Consider the following 24,039-nt stretch of genomic DNA (forward strand, 5'->3'; position numbering starts at 1 on the left):
CCGTCAGGCCATCCAGCGGTCCGGGCGGGCGTCCCTGCGCCCCGTCCGTGACCGCTCGGCCTGGCCGCGCAGCAGCTCCGTGGCCTCCTCCGCGTCCCGCAGACGGGCCGTGACGGTCTTGTTGGCCCCCGTGTCCACGTGGACCTCCGCGAGCCGCCAGAGGCGCTGCCAGGGCCCCTGAGCCAGCCGTACGCTCTGCACCTTCGCGTGCGGCACCAGCGCCACGCTCCGGCGCAGCAGCCCGTGCCGGGCCACGAACACCGTGTCGGTGACCGCGAGGCCGTAGCCGCGCCACCACAGCGGCATGCAGCGGCCGGCCCGGCGCGGGGGACGGGACAGCGCCTCGCGGGGCGGCACGGTCACGCCGGGCAGCACGCGCGCGACGACCGACTCGGCGATCTCGCGCGGGGCGACCGGCACCAGCACCGAGTTGGACGAACCGGCCACGTCCAGCTCGACCCGCACCCAGCCGCGCCGCCGCCACAGCAGCGGCTCCACGATCCGTACGGTCTGCACGCGCCCCGGGGGCACTGTCTCGTGCGTGCGGTCCAGCAGCCCGTGGTCGATGCGCAGCCCGTCCGGGGACTCGCCCACCGTCCAGTCGTACTCCCCGACGAACCGCCCCACGCTGCTCGCGCCCGCCGCGCCCAGCAGCGGCAGCGCGGTCGCGAGGACCGTCCACACGCTGTGGGTGGCCAGCCACAGGAGCGGCGGTACGACGAGGGCGGCGGCCAGCGATCCCCAGGTGGCGCCGGTCAGCACCAGGGACTTGGCGAGGACGCCGCCCGGCACGTGCAGCAGTTGCCGCGCGGGCGCCTCGCCGACCTCGTGCGCGGTCTCCGGCGCGAAACCGGCCGCCCGCGCGAGGAGTTCGGCCCGCAGCGCCCGCGCCTCGCCCTCGCCGAGGAACGCGAGTTCGTCCTTCTTGTCGGTCCCTACGACGTCCAGCTTCAGCTTGGCGACACCGGCCACGCGCGCGAGGAGCGGCTGTGTGACGTCGACGGCCTGGATGCGCTCCAGCCGGATGTGCGCGGTGCGCCGGAACAACAGGCCGGTACGGATGCGCAGTTCGGTGTCGGTCACCGCGAAGTGCGTGAACCACCAGGTCAGGAAGCCGTACAGGCCGGCGGCCGGCACGATCACGGCCAGCGCGATCAGCAGGGTGATGGTGGTCAGCTTCGTCAGCTGTTCCTGCGCCTGGTTCGGGTCGTGCACCGCCCACCCGATGACGACGGCGACCGGCGCCCACGCCCGCCGCAACGGCGTCACCGGATGCAGCCGCCGCTCCACCACGGGCGCGTGCTCCCGTATGACCCCGGCGCCCTCGGGTACGTCCTTCTCGGCGCCCGGCGTCGTCACAGCCCCGCCGATCGGGCCTTGCCCAGCTCGGTGAGCCGGTCGCGCAGCCGCTCGGCCTCGGCCGGCACGAGCCCCGGGATCGTCGCGTCGGTCGCCGCGGCCGCCGTGTGCAACTGCACGCTGGCCAGCCCGAAGTGCCGCTCCACCGGCCCCGAGGTGACCTCCACGAGCTGCATCCGCCCGTACGGCACGATCGTCTCGTGGTGCCAGAGCACGCCCCTGGTGATCAGCAGGTCGTCCGCGCGCTCGGCGTACCTCCAGGAGCGCCAGTTGCGGCCCAGCACCACCCAGCCCCACACGATCAGGGCGAGCGGCAGCAGCGCGAACGCGGCCCACCCGGGGCCGACGAACAGCCCCAGTGGCACCCCCAGGGCCACGGTCAGCAGCCCCAGCCACACCACCAGCAACAGGCGTCGCATCTTCAGCAGCCCCGGCGGCAGCCCGGTCCACACCGGCTCGCTCGCCGCGCCGTCCTGGGCGGCAGTCCCCGTTTCCATGCCGCAAGCGTACGTACGACAGACTGTGTCCATGACTCCCACGACGGAGACCATGGTCGGGATCGGCGGCGCCGCGGAGAGCACCGACATGGTGCTCAACATCGGCCCCCAGCATCCCTCCACACACGGTGTGCTGCGCCTTCGGCTCGTCCTGGACGGCGAGCGCATCCAGCACGCGGAGCCGGTGATCGGCTACATGCACCGCGGCGCCGAGAAGCTCTTCGAGGCGCGCGACTACCGCCAGATCATCATGCTCGCCAACCGCCACGACTGGCTGTCGGCCTTCTCGAACGAGTTGGGCGTCGTCCTCGCGGTGGAGCGCATGCTCGGCATGGAGGTGCCCCCGCGCGCGGTGTGGACGCGCACGCTGCTCGCCGAGCTGAACCGGGTGCTCAACCACCTGATGTTCCTGGGGTCGTACCCCCTCGAACTCGGCGGCATCACCCCGGTGTTCTACGCGTTCCGGGAGCGCGAGGTGCTGCAGAACGTCATGGAGGAGGTCTCCGGCGGGCGCATGCACTACATGTTCAACCGCGTCGGCGGACTCAAGGAGGACGTTCCGGCGGGCTGGACGGCACGCGCGCGTGAGGCCGTCGCCGCGGTGCGCTCCCGGATGGACCGCTTCGACGACCTGGTGCTCGGCAACGAGATCTTCCGGGGCCGCACGCGCGGAGTGGGCGCGCTGTCGGCGGAGGCCGTGCACGCGTACGGCGTGAGCGGGCCCATCGCGCGTGCCTCCGGCGTCGACTTCGACCTGCGGCGCGACGAGCCGTACCTCGCGTACGGCGAGCTCCAGGACACCCTGGAGGTCGTCACACGCCAGGAGGGCGACTGCCTCGCCCGCTTCGAGGTGCTCCTGGCGCAGACCCACAACGCGCTCGACCTCGCGGACGCCTGCCTCGACCGGCTCGCCGAGCTGGAGCCCGGTCCGATCAACCAGCGGCTCCCGAAGGTCCTCAAGGCGCCCGAGGGGCACACGTACGCGTGGACCGAGAACCCGCTCGGCATCAACGGCTACTACCTCGTCAGCAAGGGCGAGAAGACCCCGTACCGGCTGAAGCTGCGCTCGGCGTCGTACAACAACATCCAGGCGCTCGCGGTGCTGCTGCCGGGGACGCTGGTGGCGGACATGGTGGCGATCCTGGGGTCGCTGTTCTTCGTGGTCGGGGACATCGACAAGTAGGGCGCGACTTCGGCAGGCAGGCGGCGATGTCGCCAACTGATCGGCAAGCAGCGGCTGTTCAGGGCTCGTCCAGCGGGTCCGGGATGCCGACCGGCTGCACGAGCCAGCCGAAGTCGCCGAGGCCGCCCGCTGCGGTGAGTTCGGCGGCCTCGCCGGCGCTCGCGAGGGCGCGGACGTACGCCGTCGGGTCGGTCGAGGCCAGGGTGAGCGGGGGGCGCGCGCCCGTGACGCCGAGGGCGCGCAGGGCGGCGCGTTGGGTGAGCAGGCGTGCGCCGAGGAGTGCGCCCGCCGGAGCGGTGGCCGTCGCGCTCGCGCAGGCGTCCAGGGCGACGTGCGCGGTGATGTCGCACGAGCCGTCCGGTACGGGTGCCGTCTCACGGCCCTCGCGGAAGCCGGTGAGCGTGCCGAACGGGGGGCGGGTGTCCCGGGTGTGCGCGTAGTCGACGGCGATCGCGAGCCCCTGGTCGACGGCGGCGACGGCGGACGCCCAGGCCGTGTCCCTGGGGAGGCCGATCTCGGCCCGCAGCCCCTCCTCGGGCGCCTGCGGCCACCACCGGGCGAGCCACGCGGCCTCAGCGCCGGAGACGGGCTCCCCGAGCCGCTCGGTGCCGTCCTCCCGTACGAGGACGAGCCGAGGGACGCCTGCCGGATCGACCTCGGCGACCTCCACGGGCACGTTGTCCAGCCACTCGTTGGCGAACAGCAGCCCGGTGATCCCCTTCGGGGGCTCGGCCGTCCACTCGACGCGGGGATCGAGCCCTGCGGGGCGGTCGGCGAGCTCGACGCCGTGGGCACGCACGCGTGCGGCCACCTCTGCGGGGAGCGCGGCGAGGACTCCGGTCACCAGCTCGCCGCGGCCTGCGCCCAGGTCCACGAAGTCCAGGGCGGCCGGGCTGCCCAGCGCCCCGTCCACCCGGCACAGCAGCCGGGCCACGGCGCCCGCGAAGAGCGCCGACGCGTGCACCGACGTCCGGAAGTGTCCGGCGGGGCCCTCGGGCCTGCGGTAGAAGCCCTCGGGCCCGTACAGGGCCTCCTGGGACGCCGTCCGCCAGCCGCGCCACCGGCCCGTGGTGTCTTCCGTCACGTGGTCAGACTAAGTGCACAGGACAACGGGGCCTCCACCTTGGGGAGTACGCCGGGCGTATACGGATCGATCCTCCGGTTGACCCCCGCACACCGCACGCGTCCCTACGCTGGGTTACGTGCAGCGCCTCTACGACTTCCTCCGCAGACACCCGACATGGGTCGACACCTTCTGGGCTGTCTTCCTGCTGGGGCTGAGCGGCGTGAGCATTGCCAGCACCAGCTACGCGTCCGGCCGGCACGGGACGGCCGCCGGGGCGATGGCGGTGTCCGCCGTGATGTGTGTGGCGATCGCGCTGCGCCGCCGCTGGCCGGAGAAGATGCTCGTCCTGGCCGCGGCGACAGGTCTTGCGCAACTGTTCCTCGACGTCGAGCCCGTGGCGGCCGACTTCGCCATGCTGGTGATCGTCTACACGGTCGCCGCGACCGGTGCCCGCTGGGCGTCCCGCTTCGCCCTGGTCTCCGGTCTGTCCGCGGCGACCCTGGCGCAGATCCGCTGGCCGCAGGAGGGGACCAGTTCCGCCGGGCTGGTCGCCATAGCGGTCTTCCAGACGGTGCCGTTCGCGCTGGCCTGGGTGCTCGGCGACTCGATGCGCACCCGGCGCGCGTACTTCGCGCAGCTGGAGGAGCGCGCGGCCCGGCTGGAGAAGGAGCGCGAGGCGCAGGCGAAGGTCGCGGTCGCCGCCGAGCGCGCCCGGATCGCCCGCGAGCTGCACGACGTGGTCGCGCACAACGTGTCGGTGATGGTGGTCCAGGCCGACGGCGCCGCCTATGTCCTCGACTCCGCGCCGGACCAGGCGAAGAAGGCCCTGGAGACGATCTCCTCCACCGGCCGCCAGGCCCTCGCCGAGATGCGCCGCCTGCTGGGCGTGCTGCGCACCGGCGAGCACAAGGAGGCCGGCGAGTACGTGCCGCAGCCGGACGTCGAGCAGATCGACGACCTGGTCGAGCAGTGCCGTACGTCCGGGCTTCCCGTCGACTTCAAGGTCGAGGGCACCCCGCGCCCGCTGCCCAGCGGCGTCGAGCTGACGGCGTACCGCATCGTCCAGGAGGCGCTCACCAACACCCGCAAGCACGGCGGCCCGAACACGGGCGCCAGTGTGCGGCTGGTCTACTTCGACGACGGTCTCGGGCTGCTCGTCGAGGACGACGGCAAGGGCGCCCCGCACGAGCTGTACGAGGAGGGCGGCGCCGACGGGCAGGGGCATGGTCTGATCGGTATGCGCGAGCGGGTCGGCATGGTCGGCGGCACCCTGGACGCGGGCCCGCGGCCTGGCGGCGGCTTCCGCATCAGCGCGCTGCTTCCGCTCAAACCGGCGCACTGACGTCCCGTACGCCGGGCAGTGACACCTGTAACGCCTTGTTGAACGATCTGCTGGACCGCTGACCGACCTGTTGCACCAGTTCACGACCTGTTGAAGCAATTGTTGAACGATCCTGACGGAACGGAAGAGAACCCGATGACGATCCGCGTGATGCTCGTCGACGACCAGGTGCTGCTGCGCACCGGGTTCCGGATGGTGCTCGCCGCCCAGCCGGACATGGAGGTCGTCGCCGAGGCGGGCGACGGCGTCGAGGCCCTTCAGGTGCTGGCCGCGACCGCGGTCGACGTGGTGCTGATGGACGTCCGCATGCCGAAGCTGGACGGCGTGGAGACCACCCGCCGCATCTGCCAGGGCGAGAACCCGCCGAAGGTGCTGATCCTGACCACCTTCGACCTCGACGAGTACGCCTTCTCCGGGCTGAAGGCCGGCGCCTCCGGCTTCATGCTCAAGGACGTGCCGCCCGGCGAACTCCTCACCGCGATCCGCTCCGTGCACAGCGGCGACGCCGTGGTGGCGCCCTCGACGACCCGGCGCCTCCTGGACCGCTTCGCCCCGATGCTGCCCGCCTCCGGCAAGGAGCCCCAGCACAAGGAGCTGGAGCGGCTCACCGAGCGCGAGCGCGAGGTCATGATCCTCGTCGCCCAGGGCCTGTCCAACGGTGAGATCGCGGCCCGCCTGGTGCTCTCCGAGGCGACCGTGAAGACCCACGTCGGCCGCATCCTGACGAAGCTCGGCCTCCGGGACCGGGTGCAGGTCGTCGTCCTGGCCTACGAGACGGGTCTGGTGCGGGCCGGCGGGCACGGCTGACTTCTGGCCTCCCAGGGGCGATCACCGGAGGATGCCGTGCCCGGGGCGGTCACCGGAGGATGCCCTCCAGGAAGTCGCTGCCCAGGCGGGCCACCATCGTGACGTCCAGCTGGTGCAGGACATAGCGGCCGCGGCGGCGGGTGGTGATCAGGCCAGCCTTTTTCAGGACGCCGAGGTGGCGGGATATCTCGGGGGCCGTCATGCCGTGCACCTGGGTCAGCTCGCTGGTGGTGAACGCGCTCCGGGCCAGGCTGCGGCACAGGCGCATGCGCACCGGGTGGGACAGGGCGGTCATCCGCAGGGTCAGCTGCTCCAGGGAGGTCGGCGCGGCGATCTTCGGGGTGTTGTGCACGGGGTAGTGCACGACGGGCTGCCAGCCGAACCGGTACAGGACCGTGAGGTGCGGCCAGCCCAGGGCCGTGGGCACCAGGAGGAGGCCGCCGTCCTGGGTGGCCGTGCTTCCGGTGCCGAGCTTGTCGACCGTGATGCGCGTGGCGCTCTCGTCCAGGGTCACGGCGCTGGACATCGACGTCAGCGCCTCGGCGAGGCCCTTGTGGCGCAGGAGGTCCGTCTTGTGGCGGGCGTCGGCCACGAGTTGATGGTGCGTCCGGGACCAGGTCTCCGCGAAGAACGCCTCGTCACAGTCCTCCAGGAACTGCCGCAGCCAGGCCCTGGTCCGCGGCGGGTCGGCCAACAGCCGCTCGGTGAAAGCCAGTTGATGCGGACCCCGCGCGGCCGCCTGCTCCAGGGCGCGGCGCCGGATCCCGGCGTCGGTGAGCGGCCCCGGTCCGCCCGTGCTGTACGAGATCGCGCAGGTGGTGAACTCCATCGCGGCGTCCACGAACTGCTCGTCCGTCAGCTTGTCCAGCAGGTCCAGCTCCTCGGCGAGCGTGGCCCCGGGGAGCGTGCTCCGGCCCGGGATGCCCGCGTACGGCAGGAACAGGTCGGAGAACGTCGACCGCCACAGGAAGTCCGCCTCGCACATCCGGTCGGCCAGATGCGGGTCGAGCCGTGCGGTGACACCGGTCACCCAGCCCTGGAGGCCGGGGTGGTGCCCGGGCTCGGACATCGCGTGCAGCGCCATGCACAGCTCGCCCAGGGGTGAGGGCGCGAAGGTGATCCGCTCCTGCCGCAGCCCGGTGATGTCGATGTGCACGCTCATGTCCCCAATCGTGCACCCCGCCACTGACAACGCCCCCCTCGTTTGACGCCGCCCGTCAATCGACGCGACAGCCACGGGGGAGCGGCGCAGCCTGGACGCATGAGCATCACCCAGCAGCACGCTCTCGACACCTACCGCGCCCGGCGCCTCGGCGAGACCCCGCCGCCCCCGCCCGGCACCCACGACCGGCAGACCGCCCGCGAGCTGCGCGGCTATTGGCAGTTCCGCGCGGTCGTCACCGGGCGCCCGGCCGGGGGGCGGGTACGGCGGGCGCTGGGGCGGTTGGGGCGGTTGGGACGGCCGCGCCCGAGGTCCGCCTGCTGACGACAACACCTGCGTCTACGTTCCGTCGGCTGACGGCAAACGGGCAGCGCCGCCCGAGGCCGTGTTCCGGCGCCGCCGCGCGGCCGTCGCCTTCCAGAGCCGGTTCCAGAGGAGCCGTGTCCCGAGCAGCCCCCCTCAGCCGCCCTTCGACTCCTCCTCCAGCCGGACCACGAAGTCCGCGACCGCCGTCTTCACGTCGTCGGCGGTCCACTCCAGGCCGTCGGCCCGTACGGAGACCTCCGTCACGGCCAGGCCCGGGCCCTTCGCGTCCCAGGGAGCGCTGAAGAGGGCGGTCTTCGTCTCCTCGGCGTGCCGGATCGCCGCCTCCATGACGACGTCGGGGTCGTACGGCAGCCAGAGCTGGAACTCGTTGGTGTGCGGTCGCTCGGGGTGGACGCGTACCCAGGGCACCCCGGCCGCCGCGAACCCCTCGCGCAGCGCGTCGGCGACCACGCGCGCGTGGGCCACGTACGAGGGCAGCCGGGGCAGCTCCCGGTCCAGGCCCGCGAGGGCGGTCAGCACGGTGGGGAACTGCTGGAAGACCATGCCCCCGTAGCGGTGCCGCCAGGTCTTCGCCTCGTCGACGAGGGTCTTCGGGCCGGCGATCGCGGCGCCGCCGAGGCCGTCGAGGGACTTGTAGAACGACACGTAGACGCTGTCCGCGAGATCGGCGATCTCGGCGAGCGGGCGGTCGAAGTGGGCGGCGGACTCCCACAGGCGGGCGCCGTCGAAGTGGACCACGGCGTCGCGTTCGCGCGCGGCCTCGGCGACGGCGGAGAGCTCCTCCCAGGAAGGCAGCAGGAAACCGGCGTCCCGGAGGGGCAGTTCGAGCATCAGCGTCCCGAAGGGCTCCGGGAAGTCGCGTACCTCGTCGGCGGTCGGCTGCCGGGGCTCGCGCGTCACATGGACCGGGCGGAGCCCGCTGACCTGGCTGAACGCGTCGCGTTCGTGCACTTCGGGGTGGGCGAGCGGATGCAGGGCGACCGTGGGGTTGCCGGTGCGGCCGGCCCAGCAGCGCAGGGCGATCTGCTGCGCCATGGTGCCGGTGGGGAAGAAGACCGCGGCCTCCTTGCCGAGCAGTGCGGCGACCCGCTTCTCCAGGACCTCGACGAGGCCGGTGCCGTAGATGTCGGAGGGCTCGTCCAGGTCGTACAGCTCGGCCGCCTCCTGGAGGAACGCGAGCCGCTCCCGGAGGGGGTCCGTGAAGGCGAAGCGGGCGAGGGCGCGCTCCGCGTTCCGGTTCGCGGCGGTGCGCCGTGCGCGGCGCGTCAGGGCGCGTTCCTCGTCGGTGGTCGCCTCTGTCGCCCGGTCGCTCTGCTCTGCCTGTTCCGGCGTATCGCTCATGCTCCGGATGATGCCTGGCGCGGGTCCGTCGGAACACCTGGTTTTCCCGGGCTTTCCCGTACGGCGGGGCTGTGTGACAACCCACAGCCTGTGGACAACCGGACGCCTCCCGAACCGATCGCGTTAACATGACGAGAAATCGTCCGGTACCCGGAGCGGACTGGAACGGGAAGGCCGCCGTCGCGTGAGTACATTCCAACAGCCAGAGCCCAAGGACCGCCCCGCGCGGCTCGCCGTCGGTGTCGTCGGCGCCGGCCGGGTGGGCCCCGCGCTGGCCGCCTCCCTCCAGCTGGCCGGGCACCGCCCGGTGGCCGTCTCCGGGGTCTCCGACGCGTCCAGGCGACGGGCCGCGCTGATGCTCCCGGACGTGCCGGTCGTGACGCCCGCGCAGGTCCTGGAGCGCTCCGACCTGGTGCTGCTGACCGTCCCTGACGACGCCCTGCCCGGGCTCGTCGAAGGCCTCGCCGACACCGGGGCCGTACGCCCCGGGCAGCTGCTCGTGCACACCTCCGGGCGGTACGGCGCACAGGTCCTGGACCCCGCGCTGCGGGCGGGCGCGCTGCCGCTCGCGCTGCACCCCGCGATGACCTTCACGGGCACCCCGGTGGACGTCCAGCGGCTCGCCGGGTGCTCCTTCGGGGTCACCGCGCCCGAGGAGCTGCGGCTGGCCGCCGAGGCCCTGGTGATCGAGATGGGCGGCGAGCCCGAGTGGATCGCCGAGGAGAACCGCCCGCTGTACCACGCGGCCCTCGCGCTGGGCGCCAACCACCTGGTCACCCTGGTCGCCGAGTCCATGGAGCTGCTGCGCACGGCCGGCGTCGAGGCCCCCGACCGGATGCTCGGCCCGCTGCTGGGAGCCGCCCTGGACAACGCCCTGCGTTCCGGCGACGCGGCGCTGACCGGCCCCGTCGCGCGCGGGGACGCGGGCACCGTCGCCGCGCACATCACCGAGTTGCGCAAGCACGCCCCGCAGACCGTCGCCGGCTATCTGGCGATGGCCCGCGCGACGGCCGACCGCGCCCTGGCCCACGGGCTGCTGAAGCCGGAACTCGCCGAGGACCTCCTCGGGGTACTCGCCAACGGCGCCGAGGGAGATGCCCGATGACCACCACCCTGGTGCGCACCGCCGACGAACTGCACGCACGCACGCGTGCGGGCCGTCGCGCCGTCGTGATGACGATGGGCGCCCTGCACGAGGGCCACGCCACGCTGGTCCGCGCCGCGCGCGAGATCGCGGGACCGGACGGCGAGGTCGTGGTCACCGTCTTCGTGAACCCGCTGCAGTTCGGTCAGGGCGAGGACCTCGACCGGTATCCGCGCACCCTGGACGCCGACCTCAAGATCGCCGAACAGGCGGGCGCGGACGTCGTGTTCGCCCCCTCCGTGGACGAGGTCTACCCCGGCGGTGAACCCCAGGTGCGCATCTCTGCGGGCCCCATGGGCGAACGCCTGGAGGGCGCGGTCCGCCCCGGCCACTTCGACGGCATGCTCACCGTGGTCGCCAAGCTGCTGCACCTCACCCGCCCCGACGCCGCGCTGTTCGGCCAGAAGGACGCCCAGCAGCTGGCCCTGATCCGCCGCATGGTGCGCGACCTGAACTTCGGCACGGAGATCGTCGGCGTGCCGACCGTGCGCGAGGCCGACGGCCTGGCCCTGTCCAGCCGCAACCGCTATCTGTCCTCCCGGGAGCGGCGTACCGCGCTCGCCCTCTCCCAGGCCCTGTTCGCCGGCCGCGACCGGCACGCGGCCCAGGAGGCGCTGCGCGCCCGGGCCCGCGAGGTGCCCGCCACGCACGCGCGTGCCGAGGCCCTCAGCGCCATCGGGGAGTCCCGCGCGGCGGCCGACGCGCACGCCGTCGCCAAGGCGGCCCCCGGTCCCGGCAACCCGGCGTCCGTCCGCGCGGCGGCCCGCCTGGTCCTCGACGACGCGGCCCGGCTGGACCCGCCGCTGGTCCTGGACTACCTGGCCCTCGTCGACCCGTCCGACTTCACGGACGTCGACGAGGACTTCACCGGCGAGGCCGTCCTCGCGGTCGCCGCCCGGGTCGGGACGACCCGGCTGATCGACAACATCCCACTCGCTTTCGGAACCCTCGGAGCCGCCTCGTGACCAGCACAGGCATACGACTGCACGCACCCGCCCCCGGGTGGTCCATCGACGCGGACGTGGTGGTCGTCGGCTCCGGAGTGGCCGGTCTGACGGCGGCCCTGCGCTGCGAGGCGGCCGGGCTGCGGACGGTCGTGGTCACCAAGGCCCGCCTCGACGACGGCTCCACCCGCTGGGCCCAGGGCGGCATCGCCGCGGCCCTCGGGGAGGGCGACACCCCCGAACAGCACCTGGACGACACCCTGGTGGCGGGCGCGGGCCTGTGCGACGAGGAGGCCGTCCGCATCCTCGTCACCGAGGGCCCCGACGCCGTACGGCGGCTCATCGAGACCGGCGCCCACTTCGACGAGTCCTCCGAAGGCGGCCTGGAGCTCGCCCGCGAGGGCGGTCACCACCGGCGCCGGATCGCGCACGCGGGCGGCGACGCGACCGGCGCGGAGGTCTCCAGGGCGCTCGTCGAGGCCGTCCACGCGCGTGGCCTGCGCACGATCGAGAACGCGCTGGTGCTGGACCTCCTGACGGACGCCGAGGGGCGTACGGCGGGCGTGAGCCTGCACGTCATGGGCGAGGGCCAGCACGACGGCGTGGGCGCCGTGCACGCGCCCGCGGTGGTCCTCGCGACCGGCGGCATGGGACAGGTCTTCTCGGCGACCACCAACCCGTCCGTGTCGACCGGTGACGGGGTCGCGCTGGCCCTCCGCGCGGGCGCCGAGGTCTCCGACCTGGAGTTCGTGCAGTTCCACCCGACCGTGCTGTTCCTCGGCGCCGACGCGGAGGGCCAGCAGCCGCTGGTCTCCGAGGCGGTGCGCGGCGAGGGCGCCCACCTGATCGACGCCCAGGGCGTGCGTTTCATGGTGGGCCAGCACGAGCTCGCCGAGCTGGCGCCCCGGGACATCGTCGCCAAGGGCATCACGCGGCGGATGCTGGAGCAGGACGCCGAGCACATGTTCCTCGACGCCCGGCACTTCGGCGCCGACATGTGGGAGCACCGCTTCCCGACGATCCTCGCCGCCTGCCGCAGCCACGGCATCGACCCGGTCACCGAGCCGGTTCCGGTCGCCCCGGCCGCCCACTACGCCTCGGGCGGTGTCCGCACCGACTCCCGGGGCCGTACGACCGTCCCCGGCCTGTACGCGTGCGGGGAGGTCGCCTGCACCGGTGTGCACGGCGCGAACCGGCTCGCCTCCAACTCGCTCCTCGAAGGCCTCGTCTACGCCGAGCGGATCGTCGCCGACATCACCGGGAACCAGGCCGAGAACGCCCTCCACGCGCGTGTGCCCGAGCCGGTCCCGCACCCCGAGAAGCCCGCGCACCCGCTGCTCGCCCCCGAGGCCCGCTTCGCGATCCAGCGGATCATGACCGAGGGCGCGGGTGTCCTGCGCTCCGCCGAATCCCTGGCCCGGGCCGCGGCACAGCTCCAGCAGCTGCACACGGACGCCCGTGACGCCCTCGACGAGAACGGCAAGACGGCCGAGCCCGGCGTCGACACCTGGGAGGCCACCAACCTCCTGTGCGTGGCCCGTGTCCTGGTCACCGCCGCCGCCCGCCGCGCGGAGACCCGCGGCTGCCACTGGCGCGAGGACCACGCCGACCGTGACGACACCGCGTGGCGGCGCCACATCGTCGTACGGCTGAATCCCGACCGCACGCTGGCCGTGGACACCACGGACACCGCAGACTTCCCCCCGACCCGGCAGCACCGTCCCCAGGAGCAGTGACAGAAGTGAGCACCCACGACCTTCCCCTCGCCGAGAGCGGCGGCTGCGGCGACGGCTGTGCCTGCGGCGCGGGCGCCGACGAGGAGGCCGCAGAGTACGCAGTGTGCGGTCTCGACCCCGCGCTCGCCGAGCTCCTGGCCGACGCCGGACTCGACCCCCTGGAGGTCGAGGACATCGCCAATGTCGCCATCCAGGAGGACCTGGCGGGCGGCGTCGACGTGACGACTGTGGCGACCATTCCCGAAGAGGCCGTCGCCACCGCCGACTTCACCGCGCGCGAGGCCGGTGTCGTGGCGGGCCTCCGGGTCGCCGAAGCGGTGATCTCCGTGGTCTGCACCGACGAGTTCGAGGTCGAGCGGCACGTGGAGGACGGCGACCGCGTGGAGGCAGGACAGAAGCTCCTGTCGGTCACCACGCGCACGCGTGACCTGCTGACCGCCGAGCGCAGCGCGCTCAACCTCCTGTGCCGCCTCTCCGGCATCGCGACCGCCACGCGCGCGTGGGCGGACGTCCTGGAGGGCACGAAGGCGAAGGTCCGCGACACCCGCAAGACGACACCGGGACTGCGCTCCCTGGAGAAGTACGCGGTCCGCTGCGGCGGCGGGGTCAACCACCGCATGTCCCTCTCGGACGCGGCCCTCGTCAAGGACAACCACGTGGTCGCCGCGGGCGGCGTCGCCCAGGCCTTCAAGGCCGTACGGGAGGCCTTCCCGGACGTGGCGATCGAGGTCGAGGTCGACACCCTGCACCAGCTCCGCGACGTCCTGGACGCCGGCGCCGACCTGATCCTGCTGGACAACTTCACGCCCGAGGAGTGCGCGGAGGCCGTCGGCATCGTCGCCGGCGCCGCCGCCCTGGAGGCCTCGGGACGGCTCACCCTGGACAACGCGAAGGCGTACGCCGACACCGGGGTGGACTACCTCGCCGTGGGCGCCCTGACCCACTCCTCGCCGATCCTGGACATCGGCCTCGACCTCCGCGAGGCGCAGTAGTCATGCTCCTCACGATCGACGTGGGCAACACGCACACCGTCCTGGGCCTGTTCGACGGCGAGGAGATCATCGAGCACTGGCGCATCTCCACGGACGCGCGCCGCACGGCCGACGAACTCGCCGTCCTCCTCCAGGGTCTGATGGGCATGCACCCGCTCCTCGGAGAGGAGCTGGGCGACGGCATCGACGGCATCGCGATCTGCGCCACCGTCCCGTCCGTCCTGCACGAACTGCGCGAGGTGACCCGCCGCTACTACGGCGACGTGCCCGCCGTCCTCGTCGAACCGGGCGTCAAGACCGGCGTCCCGATCCTCACCGACAACCCCAAGGAGGTCGGCGCCGACCGCATCATCAACGCGGTCGCGGCCGTCGAGCTCTACGGCGGCCCGGCGATCGTCGTCGACTTCGGTACGGCGACCACCTTCGACGCGGTCTCCGCGCGCGGGGAGTACATCGGCGGTGTCATCGCCCCCGGGATCGAGATCTCGGTCGAGGCGCTCGGCGTCAGGGGCGCCCAGCTGCGCAAGATCGAGGTGGCCAGGCCGCGCAGCGTGATCGGCAAGAACACCGTCGAGGCGATGCAGTCGGGCATCGTCTACGGCTTCGCCGGCCAGGTCGACGGCGTCGTCAACCGCATGGCCAAGGAGCTGGCCGACGACCCCGAGGACGTCACTGTCATCGCGACCGGCGGCCTCGCCCCCATGGTCCTCGGCGAGGCCTCGGTGATCGATGAGCACGAGCCCTGGCTGACGCTGATCGGCCTCCGGCTGGTCTACGAGCGCAACGTCTCGCGGATGTGACCACGCGCGCGGGACACACAAGAGGCTGCCCGGCCACCTTGCGGGCGTCCCGGGTGTGAACCCCGCGCGCGTGCCGCCCCCCCCCGGCGTGACCACGCGCGCGGGGTTCACATCCCCGCCATCAGGCGAAAACCCCACGCCACACCCGCCCCCTATGTCGAATTTGTCTGATTAGCGCGTATCGTCGCCGCATGCCCACGCCATACGGATCCCGCGGCGGCATGGCGTTCGGTGCGGAGGAGCTGCGTGTGCTCCGCCGCGCTCTCGCCCTCGCCCTCCAGCCCCGCACCGCCTCGGCCGAGGACGTCCAGGACTGTCTCCGGCTCGCCGAATCCCTCGACGAGGCGGTACGCGAGGGAGTCCGGCTGCGCGCCTTCCTGGTCGCCGACCTCGCCCGGTACCGCGCCGCCCTGCCCGGCACCACCGCCGGCTACCTCACGCTCCTGGAGGAGGCGCTCGGCGCCGGGTACCGCCCGGACGTCGACGACCTCTCCGCGCTGAGGGCGCTGCGCGGCAACCCCTCCGCCGCCGTCCTCCTGGACCGCTGCCTCACGCTCGCCGAACAGGACGTCCGCGCGCGCCTCGCCCGCCGTACGACCACCCGGCCCGCCCCGACGGTCCCGGCGTCCCGCACCCGCCTCCTGGCGCTCCCCGGAGGCCTCTCCGGCGGCCTTTCGGGAGACGCCGGGGACATGGTCGGGGAGGACGCGAAGGAGCCCGTACGCAAGCCCGTGGAGCGGCCGGGTGGGCGGCCCTCGCCGGCGCCCTCGCCCGCGGCGCCGAAACCGTCGCGGCCGATCCCCACCCCGGGCGAGGTCTTCCCCCGGCGCAAACCGGCACCGCCCCCCACGAACCCGCCGCAGCAGCTCGCCGCCGGCTGAAGCGACCCCGCCCCGTCCTCCCGTGGGCCCGTGGCTACTCTGGAGGACATGGACTATGTCTCCGCGCTCGTGCCCCCGGTCGTCATGGCCGTGTTCTTCATCGGACTGATCCGGGTCATCGTGAAGACCCAGGGCGGGGCCATGAAGGCCAAGGAGGACGCGGCCGTAGACGCCGCCATCGCGCGCGCGGAGAGCGCCCGCCAGGCCTCTTCGGCCGGCGACGCCTGAACCTTCCGCTTTCCGCGGCGCCTTCAAGGGCGTACGACTCCCGCACGCGTGCACGTGCTTTCCGAGTCGTACGCCCTTTTTGTTCCTTTTCCACTATGGTTCTGAGCTGTGCCTCGCCCATTGGGAGAACTCGAAGACTCGGTCATGACGCGGGTGTGGAAGTGGAACCGCCCGGTGACCGTTCGAGAAGTCCTGGAAGACCTTCAGCAGGAACGGTCGATCGCGTACACCACGGTGATGACCGTTTTGGACAATCTCCATCAGAAGGGCTGGGTGCGTCGTGAGGCGGAAGGCCGGGCCTATCGATATGAGGCGGTCTCCACACGAGCCGCCTACTCCGCCGCCCTGATGAACGACGCCTGGTCCCAGAGCGACAACCCCGCCGCCGCTCTCGTCGCGTTCTTCGGGATGATGAGCGACGAACAGCGCGAGGCCCTCCGCAGCGCCGTACGGATCGTCCAGGGACCGGAAACACCCGAACCCTCGGATGGCGTCCAGAACCCCGGCTCCGCGCCCTCGGGCGGCGGGCGATAGCGTCCGCTCATGTCAGCAGAGCACCCCGAAGTCACCGCGAAAGCCATCACCGTCCGGCGGGCCAGGACGGGCGATGTCGAGGCGGTGCGCCGACTCCTTGACGCCTACGTCCGCGGTCGCATCCTGCTCGACAAAGCGACGGTGACTCTTTACGAGGACATCCAGGAGTTCTGGGTCGCCGAACGGGACGACAACGCGGAGGTCGTCGGCTGCGGGGCACTGCACGTCATGTGGGAAGACCTCGCGGAAGTCCGTACTCTCGCGGTGAAGCCCGGCCTGAAGGGTGCCGGTGTCGGTCATCAGTTGCTGGAGAAGTTGCTGCACACGGCTCGTTGGCTAGGCGTTCGTCGCGTTTTCTGTCTCACCTTCGAAGTCGACTTCTTCTCGAAGCACGGCTTCGTGGAGATCGGTGAGACGCCGGTCGACACCGATGTCTACGCGGAGCTGTTGCGTTCCTATGACGAGGGCGTGGCGGAGTTCCTCGGTCTCGAACGGGTGAAACCGAACACCTTGGGCAACAGCCGGATGCTTCTGCATCTGTGATCGCCCCGCTCAATTCGGCCGGGTCCCCCTGCCCAGGTTCCCTATGTCCGAAACGCGCATCTTTCTGGGCCGGGGAGGTCACTCGGTCTCTCCCAGGGGTTTGTGTTTTTCCAGCAAAAGCGGTTTGCTTTCCGACGTACTGCAGTACTGCATATAACAGGGGACGGCGAAACGGCGGACGCCGCAGACCCCAGGCCCGCAAGTAATCGATGAAAGGAAATCCGGTGGCACAGAAGGTTCAGGTCCTTCTTGTCGACGACCTCGACGGCGGCGAGGCGGACGAGACGGTGACGTTCGCGCTGGACGGCAAGACGTACGAGATCGATCTCACCACCGCGAATGCGGACAAGCTCCGTGGCCTTCTCGAGGCTTACGTGAAGGGCGGACGCCGTACCGGTGGCCGCGCTTCTGGTGGCCGTGGAAAGGCGCGCGCCGCCACCGGCGGCAGCCAGGACACCGCGCAGATTCGCGCGTGGGCCAAGGAGAACGGCTACGAGGTCAACGACCGCGGCCGTGTTCCCGCGTCCATTCGCGAGGCCTACGAGAAGGCCAACGGCTGAGCGCACGAGCGCCGCAGTCGGACCCGGTGGCATTGAGTGGCCACCGTGTCCACGAGTCGTACGAGATCAGGGGCGTCCCCGACGCCCCCCACGGCCGACAGCGTCGGCAGCGAGGCCTCGACCTCGCACCCCGGCTCGGGGGGCCGCAGCCATACGGCGGCCCCCTGCAAGGGACGCGAGCGGCCCGGAGGAAGCGATCGACCTTCCGCGGGCCCCGCTCCGGGCAGCGGCGCCCTCACGGGCCGTTCCCCGGGCCTCGACGGCGCCTCCATGTGCCCGTCCGCGCCCAGCGCCACCAGATCCAGCGCCGGCGCCAGAGCGCCCCACTCCAGCCAGTCCAGCAGCCCCGGGAGCTCCTCCGCGCTGCCCGCGGCCACCAGCAGCCGCATCCGGTCGCCCCGTACGGCCACCGGGGAGTCGGGGCCCAGCCGCCACAGCGCCGCCGCGCCCGCCTCGACCGGCACGTCCAGGACGTCGAAGCGCAGGCCGGTGACGAGCCTCAGCGGCTCCCCGGGCACCGTGCGCCACCCCAGTTCGTTCTCGTACCAGTGCCGCTGCCGGTCGTCCGGATCGAGCGGGCGGCGGGGGAGCGGGACCGTGGTGCGAGGGGGGACTGTGCCAACCATGCCAAGAGCAACCGCTCAAGCGGGCCGGGAGTTACGCTGGGTGGCCCGGCGAATGCGCTGGGTGCCGGAAAAGGGGGCGTTCGGGGGTGCCGACCGGCGCAAGGTTGTTCGCCCGTAGCGGAGGGAACCGGGGCACTCGGCATGGAGTGTCAGTGCGAACGGGTAAGACATCCCTAGTGGGAGGGGGCGACACGCAGAAAAGGGCGTCTCACGTTCGCCATCGGCGTACTCATGGTGAGGGTAACTGCCTGGCCTGCGGGAACATCGTCTCGCACCATCAGGTTGGAGCAGATGTCGGCGTTCGGGTTCAGGAGGCAGTGTTGGTTCTCGGTCCGGTGTCGGCAGTTGGAATGAGCGGTCCCCGCTTGCGGGACTAAGCTGCGGAAGGACAGGGAGGGGAGCGTCCCCTTACTGCCTGACCGCTCTGAGGAGCGATTAACGATGTTCGAGAGGTTCACCGACCGCGCGCGGCGGGTTGTCGTCCTGGCTCAGGAAGAAGCCCGGATGCTCAACCACAACTACATCGGCACCGAGCACATCCTCCTGGGTCTCATCCACGAGGGTGAGGGTGTCGCCGCTAAGGCCCTGGAGAGCCTCGGGATTTCGCTCGAGGCGGTCCGCCAGCAGGTGGAGGAGATCATCGGGCAGGGGCAGCAGGCCCCGTCCGGGCACATCCCCTTCACCCCCCGTGCCAAGAAGGTCCTGGAGCTGTCGCTCCGCGAGGCCCTTCAGCTGGGCCACAACTACATCGGCACGGAGCACATCCTGCTCGGCCTGATCCGTGAGGGCGAGGGCGTCGCCGCCCAGGTCCTGGTCAAGCTGGGCGCTGATCTCAACCGTGTGCGGCAGCAGGTGATCCAGCTGCTCTCCGGTTACCAGGGCAAGGAGACCGCCACCGCCGGCGGCCCTGCGGAGGGCACCCCCTCGACGTCCCTGGTCCTCGACCAGTTCGGCCGGAACCTCACCCAGGCCGCTCGCGAATCCAAGCTCGACCCGGTCATCGGGCGCGAGAAGGAGATCGAGCGGGTCATGCAGGTGCTGTCCCGCCGTACGAAGAACAACCCGGTCCTGATCGGTGAGCCCGGCGTCGGCAAGACCGCCGTCGTCGAGGGCCTCGCCCAGGCCATCGTCAAGGGCGAGGTGCCCGAGACCCTCAAGGACAAGCACCTCTACACCCTGGACCTCGGCGCGCTGGTCGCCGGCTCCCGCTACCGCGGTGACTTCGAGGAGCGCCTGAAGAAGGTCCTCAAGGAGATCCGCACCCGCGGCGACATCATCCTGTTCATCGACGAGCTGCACACGCTGGTCGGTGCGGGTGCCGCCGAGGGCGCCATCGACGCCGCTTCGATCCTGAAGCCGATGCTGGCCCGCGGTGAGCTCCAGACCATCGGTGCCACCACGCTGGACGAGTACCGCAAGCACCTGGAGAAGGACGCGGCCCTCGAGCGCCGTTTCCAGCCCATCCAGGTCGCGGAGCCGTCCCTGCCGCACACCATCGAGATCCTCAAGGGTCTGCGCGACCGGTACGAGGCGCACCACCGTGTCTCCATCACGGACGAGGCGCTGGTGCAGGCCGCCACGCTGGCCGACCGGTACATCTCGGACCGCTTCCTGCCGGACAAGGCGATCGACCTGATCGACGAGGCCGGTTCCCGGATGCGCATTCGCCGGATGACCGCGCCGCCGGACCTCCGCGAGTTCGACGAGAAGATCGCCGGCGTCCGCCGCGACAAGGAGTCCGCGATCGACTCGCAGGACTTCGAGAAGGCCGCGTCCCTCCGCGACAAGGAGAAGCAGCTCCTGGCCGCCAAGGCCAAGCGGGAGAAGGAGTGGAAGGCCGGCGACATGGACGTCGTCGCCGAGGTCGACGGCGAGCTGATCGCCGAGGTCCTCGCGACCGCCACCGGCATCCCGGTCTTCAAGCTCACCGAGGAGGAGTCCTCGCGGCTGCTCCGCATGGAGGACGAGCTCCACAAGCGGGTCATCGGCCAGAAGGACGCCGTCAAGGCGCTCTCGAAGGCGATCCGTCGTACGCGTGCGGGCCTCAAGGACCCGAAGCGTCCGGGTGGTTCGTTCATCTTCGCCGGCCCGTCCGGTGTCGGTAAGACGGAGCTGTCCAAGGCGCTCGCCGAGTTCCTCTTCGGCGACGAGGACGCGCTGATCTCCCTCGACATGTCGGAGTTCAGCGAGAAGCACACGGTGTCGCGTCTCTTCGGTTCGCCCCCCGGTTACGTGGGCTACGAAGAGGGCGGTCAGCTGACGGAGAAGGTCCGCCGCAAGCCGTTCTCGGTCGTCCTCTTCGACGAGGTCGAGAAGGCCCACCCGGACATCTTCAACTCGCTGCTCCAGATCCTGGAGGACGGTCGCCTGACCGACTCCCAGGGCCGCGTCGTGGACTTCAAGAACACGGTCATCATCATGACGACCAACCTTGGAACCCGTGACATCTCCAAGGGCTTCAACCTGGGCTTCGCGGCCACGGGTGACACGAAGTCCAACTACGAGCGCATGAAGAACAAGGTCTCGGACGAGCTCAAGCAGCACTTCCGCCCCGAGTTCCTCAACCGTGTCGACGACGTCGTCGTCTTCCCGCAGCTCACCCAGGAGGACATCCTCCAGATCGTCGACCTGATGATCGGCAAGGTGGACGAGCGCCTCAAGGACCGGGACATGGGCATCGAGCTCTCCCAGGCCGCGAAGGAGCTGCTCTCCAAGAAGGGTTACGACCCGGTGCTGGGCGCGCGTCCGCTGCGACGCACGATCCAGCGCGAGATCGAGGACACCCTCTCGGAGAAGATCCTCTTCGGCGAACTGCGTCCCGGCCACATCGTGGTCGTCGACGTGGAGGGCGAGGGCGACGCCAAGACCTTCACCTTCCGAGGTGAGGAGAAGTCGGCGCTTCCCGATGTGCCGCCGATCGAGGACGCCGCCGCGGGTGGCGCGGGTCCGAATTTGAGCAAGGAGGCGTAAGACCCGGCGGTTCGGGTTTTACGGCTGAGAAAGGGGCCGGTGCTTTTGGCACCGGCCCCTTTCGTTTGTCCGGGGGCGGGAGTCAGAGGCGGTCGTCGATTACTCGGGCGGTGGGGAAGAAGGAGGCGTAGAGATCGAGGGGGACCTTTCGCCCGTACGTCTTGATGGTCACCGTGCGCAGCGCCGGGAGCCGTGAGGCGAGGGTGCGGAGCAGGCTCCGGACTCCGCCCTGGGTGGGCATCCGGAGGTGCTCGACCGACGGCAGCTCCGGCATGGTGTCCACGGCGTAGCCGTCGAGGGACCCGCTCAGGACGAGGTTCCGCAGAGCGGGCAGACGTTTCGCTTCCTGCCAGTCCCCGGCGCTCAGCGGGGTGTCCATCCTGTCCAGGCTGAGGGTGGTGAGTGTCGGCCATCGCTCCAGCCCGCGCAGGCCGACGGAGGCCAGCGTGTTCCGGCCGAGGTACAGGTACTCAAGAGGCGCGTCCCGGGGCAGGTGGTCGTCCAGGTGTCCGCCCGGGAGCCGCTGCTCCAGGGAGAGCCGGGCCAGCCCACGCAGGGCCCGCAGACCGGACGGGTCGACGATGTGGTTGAACGTCAGCTCTGTGAGCGGCAGTTCGGACAAGCGGCCCAGGCCGTGGACGTTGGCGCAGTCCTTCAGCCACAACGAGCCCAGGGACCGGAAGGCCACCAGCTCCTCCAGGGTGGACAGCGTCTCGTTGCGCTCAAGACCCAGGACGTCGACCGTGTCGGGATCACCTACGGCATCGATGATCTCGGCCGGCGAGGACGAACCACGGATCGTCAGCCTGTGCCAAGGGCGCATCAGCCGCAGTGCGTCCAGATGCTCGGGCGAGTCGCACACTACGAAGAGATCGTCGCGCGGCAGATGGTCGAGTACGTCGACCGCGTACTCGCGGGTGTCGAACCGGTCCCAGGTGCCCGCGAGTTGACGTCTCACGTCGAGGGAACGATGGTCGCGGAAGCGCCGCAGTACGGTCAGTGCACCGTCGGGCTCGCCCGCGCCCAGGACCGAGGCGGTGATCGTGACGGCCCTCGCCTCCTCGTCCGTCAGCCCTTCCGGACCCGGCAGCAGCTCCAGGACCAGTGGCCCGGCGCCCGCGAGGGTGTGCGCGTCCTCCCTCGTACGCGGCGGGATCAGCGCGGCGGACCGGCTCTCGACCTCGGCCCGCACCCCCGGATCCAACGCCGTCGCATGCTCCAGACAGGCCAGTGCCAGCAACGTCAGCCGGGGTTCCTCCCGGGCCAGCAACTGCCGTAGGAGTACGACCCGTTCGCGCGGCCTCGCGTGGGCGACCGCCATGCGGATGACGTCCTCCCACTGGGTGTCGTCCGCGTGGCTGGTGAGGACGTCGAGGTGGCCCTCCTCGACGGCGTAGCGCGCGCCCAGGTAGTCCTGGAAGGTGCGGTGGACGAAGTCGACGACGCCGTCGGCGGGTTGGCGGAGGAGGCCGCTTCTGAGGAGCAGGTCCTGCAGGACCGTTCTGGCGTCGCCGTGCCCCGCGACCGTGGGCAGGCAGCGTTCGACGATTCCCTCCGCCGTCTCCAGGTCCATTTCCGTGCGGCCGCTCAACACCAGCGCGTACGCGAGGCGTTGGAGGATCTCCAGCTGGGCCTCCTCGCCCAGCTCGGCGCCTTCCAGCGCACCCATGCCCCGCTCGCGGTCCCGGCGGGCCAGCAGCATCGTCAGGGCGGCGTCGTACAACTCCTTGCGGCCGGTGGGGAGATAGCCCCGGCGTTCGCGGTGCAGGGCGCAGATCAGCCCGTACATCAGGGGGTTGGTGGCGAGCCGGGCCAAGTCGCGTTTGGTGTGGAGGGAGTCGAGGAGGGGGGCCTCGTACTCGGGGGCCTCCGCCGCCGTGTGCCAACGTTCGACGAAGGTCTTCACCTCGGGGCGGCGCATGGGGGCCAGGGTGAGTTCGCGGAAGCCCTCCGTGGCCAGCCAGTCGGGGCGGACGGCTGTGGGGCGGGAGGTCAGGAGCCAGCGGTTGCCGGGGAAGGCGCCGATCAGGGAGAGGAGCCAGTCGCGGGTGCGGTGGCGGTCGGCGGACGGGATCTCGTCCAGGCCGTCGACCAGGATCAGGGCGCGGCCGGCGTCACCGCCAGCCACTGCACCAGCGTCGTCTTGCCGGAGCCCGCGTCGCCGCGCAGCAGGACCCTGTCGTGGGACACCAGGGCTTCTTCCGCGGGGAGTTGGAGGTCGTAGCGGGCGCCGGGGTGGCCCTCGGGCAGGGGGCGTTCCTCCGTCGCCGTCGCCTCCAGGCTGAGGTAGGCGACCTCAAGGGGCCAGCGGTCCGGGGAGTCGCGGAGGTCGATGCCGTAGATGGTGATGTGGTTGTGGCGTTCGGCGAGGTACGCGAGGTAGCGGCGCTCGAAGGCCGTGTCGCGGGCGTCGGGGCGGGGCGTGCGGGCGATCAACTCGTCGACGCGGGCGATCAGTTCGGCCTGGGTGCGGGTCTGCTCGACGAGGGTGCGGGCGACGAACGTGGAGCGGCGGGTGAAGAACTCCAGGATCTGCAGACAGGCCCACTCGGTGGCGTTGCCGAGGAAGTAGCGGGAGTCCGTGGAGAGTCCGGGCGGGGTGGGGGCGCCGTGCTCCAACTGCCGCGCCAGGTCGCGGTGTCCGAGCCGTACGGCCTGTACGTCGTCCATGTCCAGGTCGCCGAGGGTGAGCAGGCGGCGGGCCAACGCGTCGGCCACGGCGGTCTGTTCGTCGGGCGGGAAGGGGGCCTCGCCGGGGGAGTCCACCGCCCGCGCGACCAGCTGGCCGGCGAGCTTGTGGACGTCCTTCTCCGTCAGCGTGCGTTTCTCGCCCCAGGACACCAGGTCCTTGAGCCGCACCGGCTTGTCGACCAGCCCCGCGCCGGGCCCGTCCGCCACGAACAGCCGTTTCACCAGCGGCGCGATCAGGCTCGACGCCAGCTTGCCTCCGAGTACCGCGGGTTCCATCCGCCGCCTCACCCCCGTCGTCGAGCGGAC

Annotated in this window: 21 protein-coding genes and 1 pseudogene; 15 read left to right on the top strand and 7 right to left on the bottom strand. The window is 71.5% G+C overall.

Annotation, left to right across the window (positions count from 1 at the left end; genetic code table 11):
- Positions 1-3: 3 nt before the first annotated feature.
- The gene (locus tag OHT77_RS25190; RefSeq protein ID WP_443048113.1) at positions 4-1,359 is read right to left on the bottom strand and encodes a PH domain-containing protein; all 1,356 of its coding nucleotides are present in this window, start codon (positions 1,357-1,359) and stop codon (positions 4-6) included.
- Positions 1,356-1,856, bottom strand: a complete 501-nt coding sequence (locus OHT77_RS25195; RefSeq protein ID WP_328830735.1) for a PH domain-containing protein — start codon at positions 1,854-1,856, stop codon at positions 1,356-1,358. The genes OHT77_RS25190 and OHT77_RS25195 overlap by 4 nt, the downstream gene beginning before the upstream one ends.
- Positions 1,857-1,887: 31 nt before the next feature.
- Between OHT77_RS25195 and OHT77_RS25200 the strand changes: the two genes are divergently transcribed.
- Entirely contained in the window at positions 1,888-3,039 is a 1,152-nt protein-coding gene (locus OHT77_RS25200) for an NADH-quinone oxidoreductase subunit D (protein WP_328830736.1), read from the top strand.
- Positions 3,040-3,097: 58 nt separating this feature from the next.
- On the opposite strand, the gene OHT77_RS25205 is transcribed toward OHT77_RS25200, so the two are convergent.
- On the bottom strand, positions 3,098-4,123 hold the full coding sequence (locus tag OHT77_RS25205) for an SAM-dependent methyltransferase (protein ID WP_328830737.1): 1,026 nt from the start codon (positions 4,121-4,123) through the stop codon (positions 3,098-3,100).
- Between the two features lie 118 nt (positions 4,124-4,241).
- Between OHT77_RS25205 and OHT77_RS25210 the strand changes: the two genes are divergently transcribed.
- Together OHT77_RS25210 and OHT77_RS25215 are read left to right on the top strand one after the other, a co-directional pair.
- On the top strand, positions 4,242-5,447 hold the full coding sequence (locus tag OHT77_RS25210) for a sensor histidine kinase (RefSeq protein ID WP_328830738.1): 1,206 nt from the start codon (positions 4,242-4,244) through the stop codon (positions 5,445-5,447).
- Positions 5,448-5,582: 135 nt separating this feature from the next.
- Complete coding sequence (locus OHT77_RS25215; protein WP_328830739.1) at positions 5,583-6,254, top strand: response regulator transcription factor; 672 nt, start codon at positions 5,583-5,585, stop codon at positions 6,252-6,254.
- A 49-nt stretch (positions 6,255-6,303) separates the two neighbouring features.
- On the opposite strand, the gene OHT77_RS25220 is transcribed toward OHT77_RS25215, so the two are convergent.
- Positions 6,304-7,416 carry a DUF5937 family protein gene (locus OHT77_RS25220; RefSeq protein ID WP_328830740.1) on the bottom strand — a complete coding sequence of 371 codons (1,113 nt, stop codon included), beginning with the start codon at positions 7,414-7,416 and terminating at the stop codon, positions 6,304-6,306.
- 99 nt (positions 7,417-7,515) lie between these two features.
- On the opposite strand from OHT77_RS25220, the gene OHT77_RS25225 reads away from it, so the two are divergent.
- Positions 7,516-7,740 carry a hypothetical protein gene (locus tag OHT77_RS25225; RefSeq protein WP_328830741.1) on the top strand — a complete coding sequence of 75 codons (225 nt, stop codon included), beginning with the start codon at positions 7,516-7,518 and terminating at the stop codon, positions 7,738-7,740.
- A gap of 135 nt (positions 7,741-7,875) precedes the next feature.
- On the opposite strand, the gene OHT77_RS25230 is transcribed toward OHT77_RS25225, so the two are convergent.
- Entirely contained in the window at positions 7,876-9,084 is a 1,209-nt protein-coding gene (locus OHT77_RS25230) for a threonine aldolase family protein (protein WP_328830742.1), read from the bottom strand.
- Between the two features lie 184 nt (positions 9,085-9,268).
- Here OHT77_RS25230 and OHT77_RS25235 point away from each other — a divergent pair, with 184 nt between their 5' ends.
- The 10 genes from OHT77_RS25235 to OHT77_RS25280 all read left to right on the top strand — a co-directional run bounded on the left by OHT77_RS25235 (position 9,269) and on the right by OHT77_RS25280 (position 17,446).
- Positions 9,269-10,189 carry a Rossmann-like and DUF2520 domain-containing protein gene (locus OHT77_RS25235; RefSeq protein ID WP_328830743.1) on the top strand — a complete coding sequence of 307 codons (921 nt, stop codon included), beginning with the start codon at positions 9,269-9,271 and terminating at the stop codon, positions 10,187-10,189.
- Positions 10,186-11,193 (top strand): pantoate--beta-alanine ligase, encoded by a 1,008-nt coding sequence (gene panC / locus OHT77_RS25240; RefSeq protein ID WP_328830744.1) that lies wholly within the window; start codon positions 10,186-10,188, stop codon positions 11,191-11,193. Before OHT77_RS25235 ends, panC begins: the two co-directional genes overlap by 4 nt.
- The gene (locus OHT77_RS25245) at positions 11,190-12,908 is read left to right on the top strand and encodes an L-aspartate oxidase (protein ID WP_328830745.1); all 1,719 of its coding nucleotides are present in this window, start codon (positions 11,190-11,192) and stop codon (positions 12,906-12,908) included. Before panC ends, OHT77_RS25245 begins: the two co-directional genes overlap by 4 nt.
- A gap of 5 nt (positions 12,909-12,913) precedes the next feature.
- Positions 12,914-13,900: a carboxylating nicotinate-nucleotide diphosphorylase gene (nadC, locus tag OHT77_RS25250; protein WP_328830746.1), complete on the top strand. Its 987-nt coding sequence runs from the start codon at positions 12,914-12,916 to the stop codon at positions 13,898-13,900.
- 2 nt (positions 13,901-13,902) lie between these two features.
- Positions 13,903-14,700 carry a type III pantothenate kinase gene (locus OHT77_RS25255; RefSeq protein WP_266769789.1) on the top strand — a complete coding sequence of 266 codons (798 nt, stop codon included), beginning with the start codon at positions 13,903-13,905 and terminating at the stop codon, positions 14,698-14,700.
- Positions 14,701-14,921: 221 nt separating this feature from the next.
- A complete protein-coding gene (locus tag OHT77_RS25260) occupies positions 14,922-15,581 on the top strand; it encodes a hypothetical protein (RefSeq protein ID WP_328834337.1) in 660 nt (219 codons plus the stop codon).
- A gap of 48 nt (positions 15,582-15,629) precedes the next feature.
- A complete protein-coding gene (locus tag OHT77_RS25265; RefSeq protein WP_266769788.1) occupies positions 15,630-15,809 on the top strand; it encodes a hypothetical protein in 180 nt (59 codons plus the stop codon).
- 120 nt (positions 15,810-15,929) lie between these two features.
- A complete protein-coding gene (locus OHT77_RS25270) occupies positions 15,930-16,343 on the top strand; it encodes a BlaI/MecI/CopY family transcriptional regulator (protein WP_266769787.1) in 414 nt (137 codons plus the stop codon).
- A gap of 9 nt (positions 16,344-16,352) precedes the next feature.
- On the top strand, positions 16,353-16,886 hold the full coding sequence (locus OHT77_RS25275; RefSeq protein ID WP_019064250.1) for an amino-acid N-acetyltransferase: 534 nt from the start codon (positions 16,353-16,355) through the stop codon (positions 16,884-16,886).
- Between the two features lie 224 nt (positions 16,887-17,110).
- On the top strand, positions 17,111-17,446 hold the full coding sequence (locus OHT77_RS25280) for a histone-like nucleoid-structuring protein Lsr2 (RefSeq protein ID WP_055512928.1): 336 nt from the start codon (positions 17,111-17,113) through the stop codon (positions 17,444-17,446).
- Here OHT77_RS25280 and OHT77_RS25285 read toward each other — a convergent pair.
- Positions 17,425-18,072: an SCO3374 family protein gene (locus OHT77_RS25285; RefSeq protein WP_328830747.1), complete on the bottom strand. Its 648-nt coding sequence runs from the start codon at positions 18,070-18,072 to the stop codon at positions 17,425-17,427. The two genes, OHT77_RS25280 and OHT77_RS25285, sit on opposite strands and share 22 nt — an antisense overlap.
- A 441-nt stretch (positions 18,073-18,513) precedes the next feature.
- On the opposite strand from OHT77_RS25285, the gene OHT77_RS25290 reads away from it, so the two are divergent.
- Complete coding sequence (locus OHT77_RS25290) at positions 18,514-21,042, top strand: ATP-dependent Clp protease ATP-binding subunit (protein WP_328830748.1); 2,529 nt, start codon at positions 18,514-18,516, stop codon at positions 21,040-21,042.
- Between the two features lie 82 nt (positions 21,043-21,124).
- Here OHT77_RS25290 and OHT77_RS25295 read toward each other — a convergent pair.
- Positions 21,125-24,009 (bottom strand): annotated as a pseudogene (locus OHT77_RS25295) (NACHT domain-containing protein).
- Positions 24,010-24,039 lie beyond the last annotated feature (30 nt).

Origin of the sequence: Streptomyces sp. NBC_00252 (assembly GCF_036187565.1) — a bacterium.
Lineage (GTDB): Bacteria > Actinomycetota > Actinomycetes > Streptomycetales > Streptomycetaceae > Streptomyces.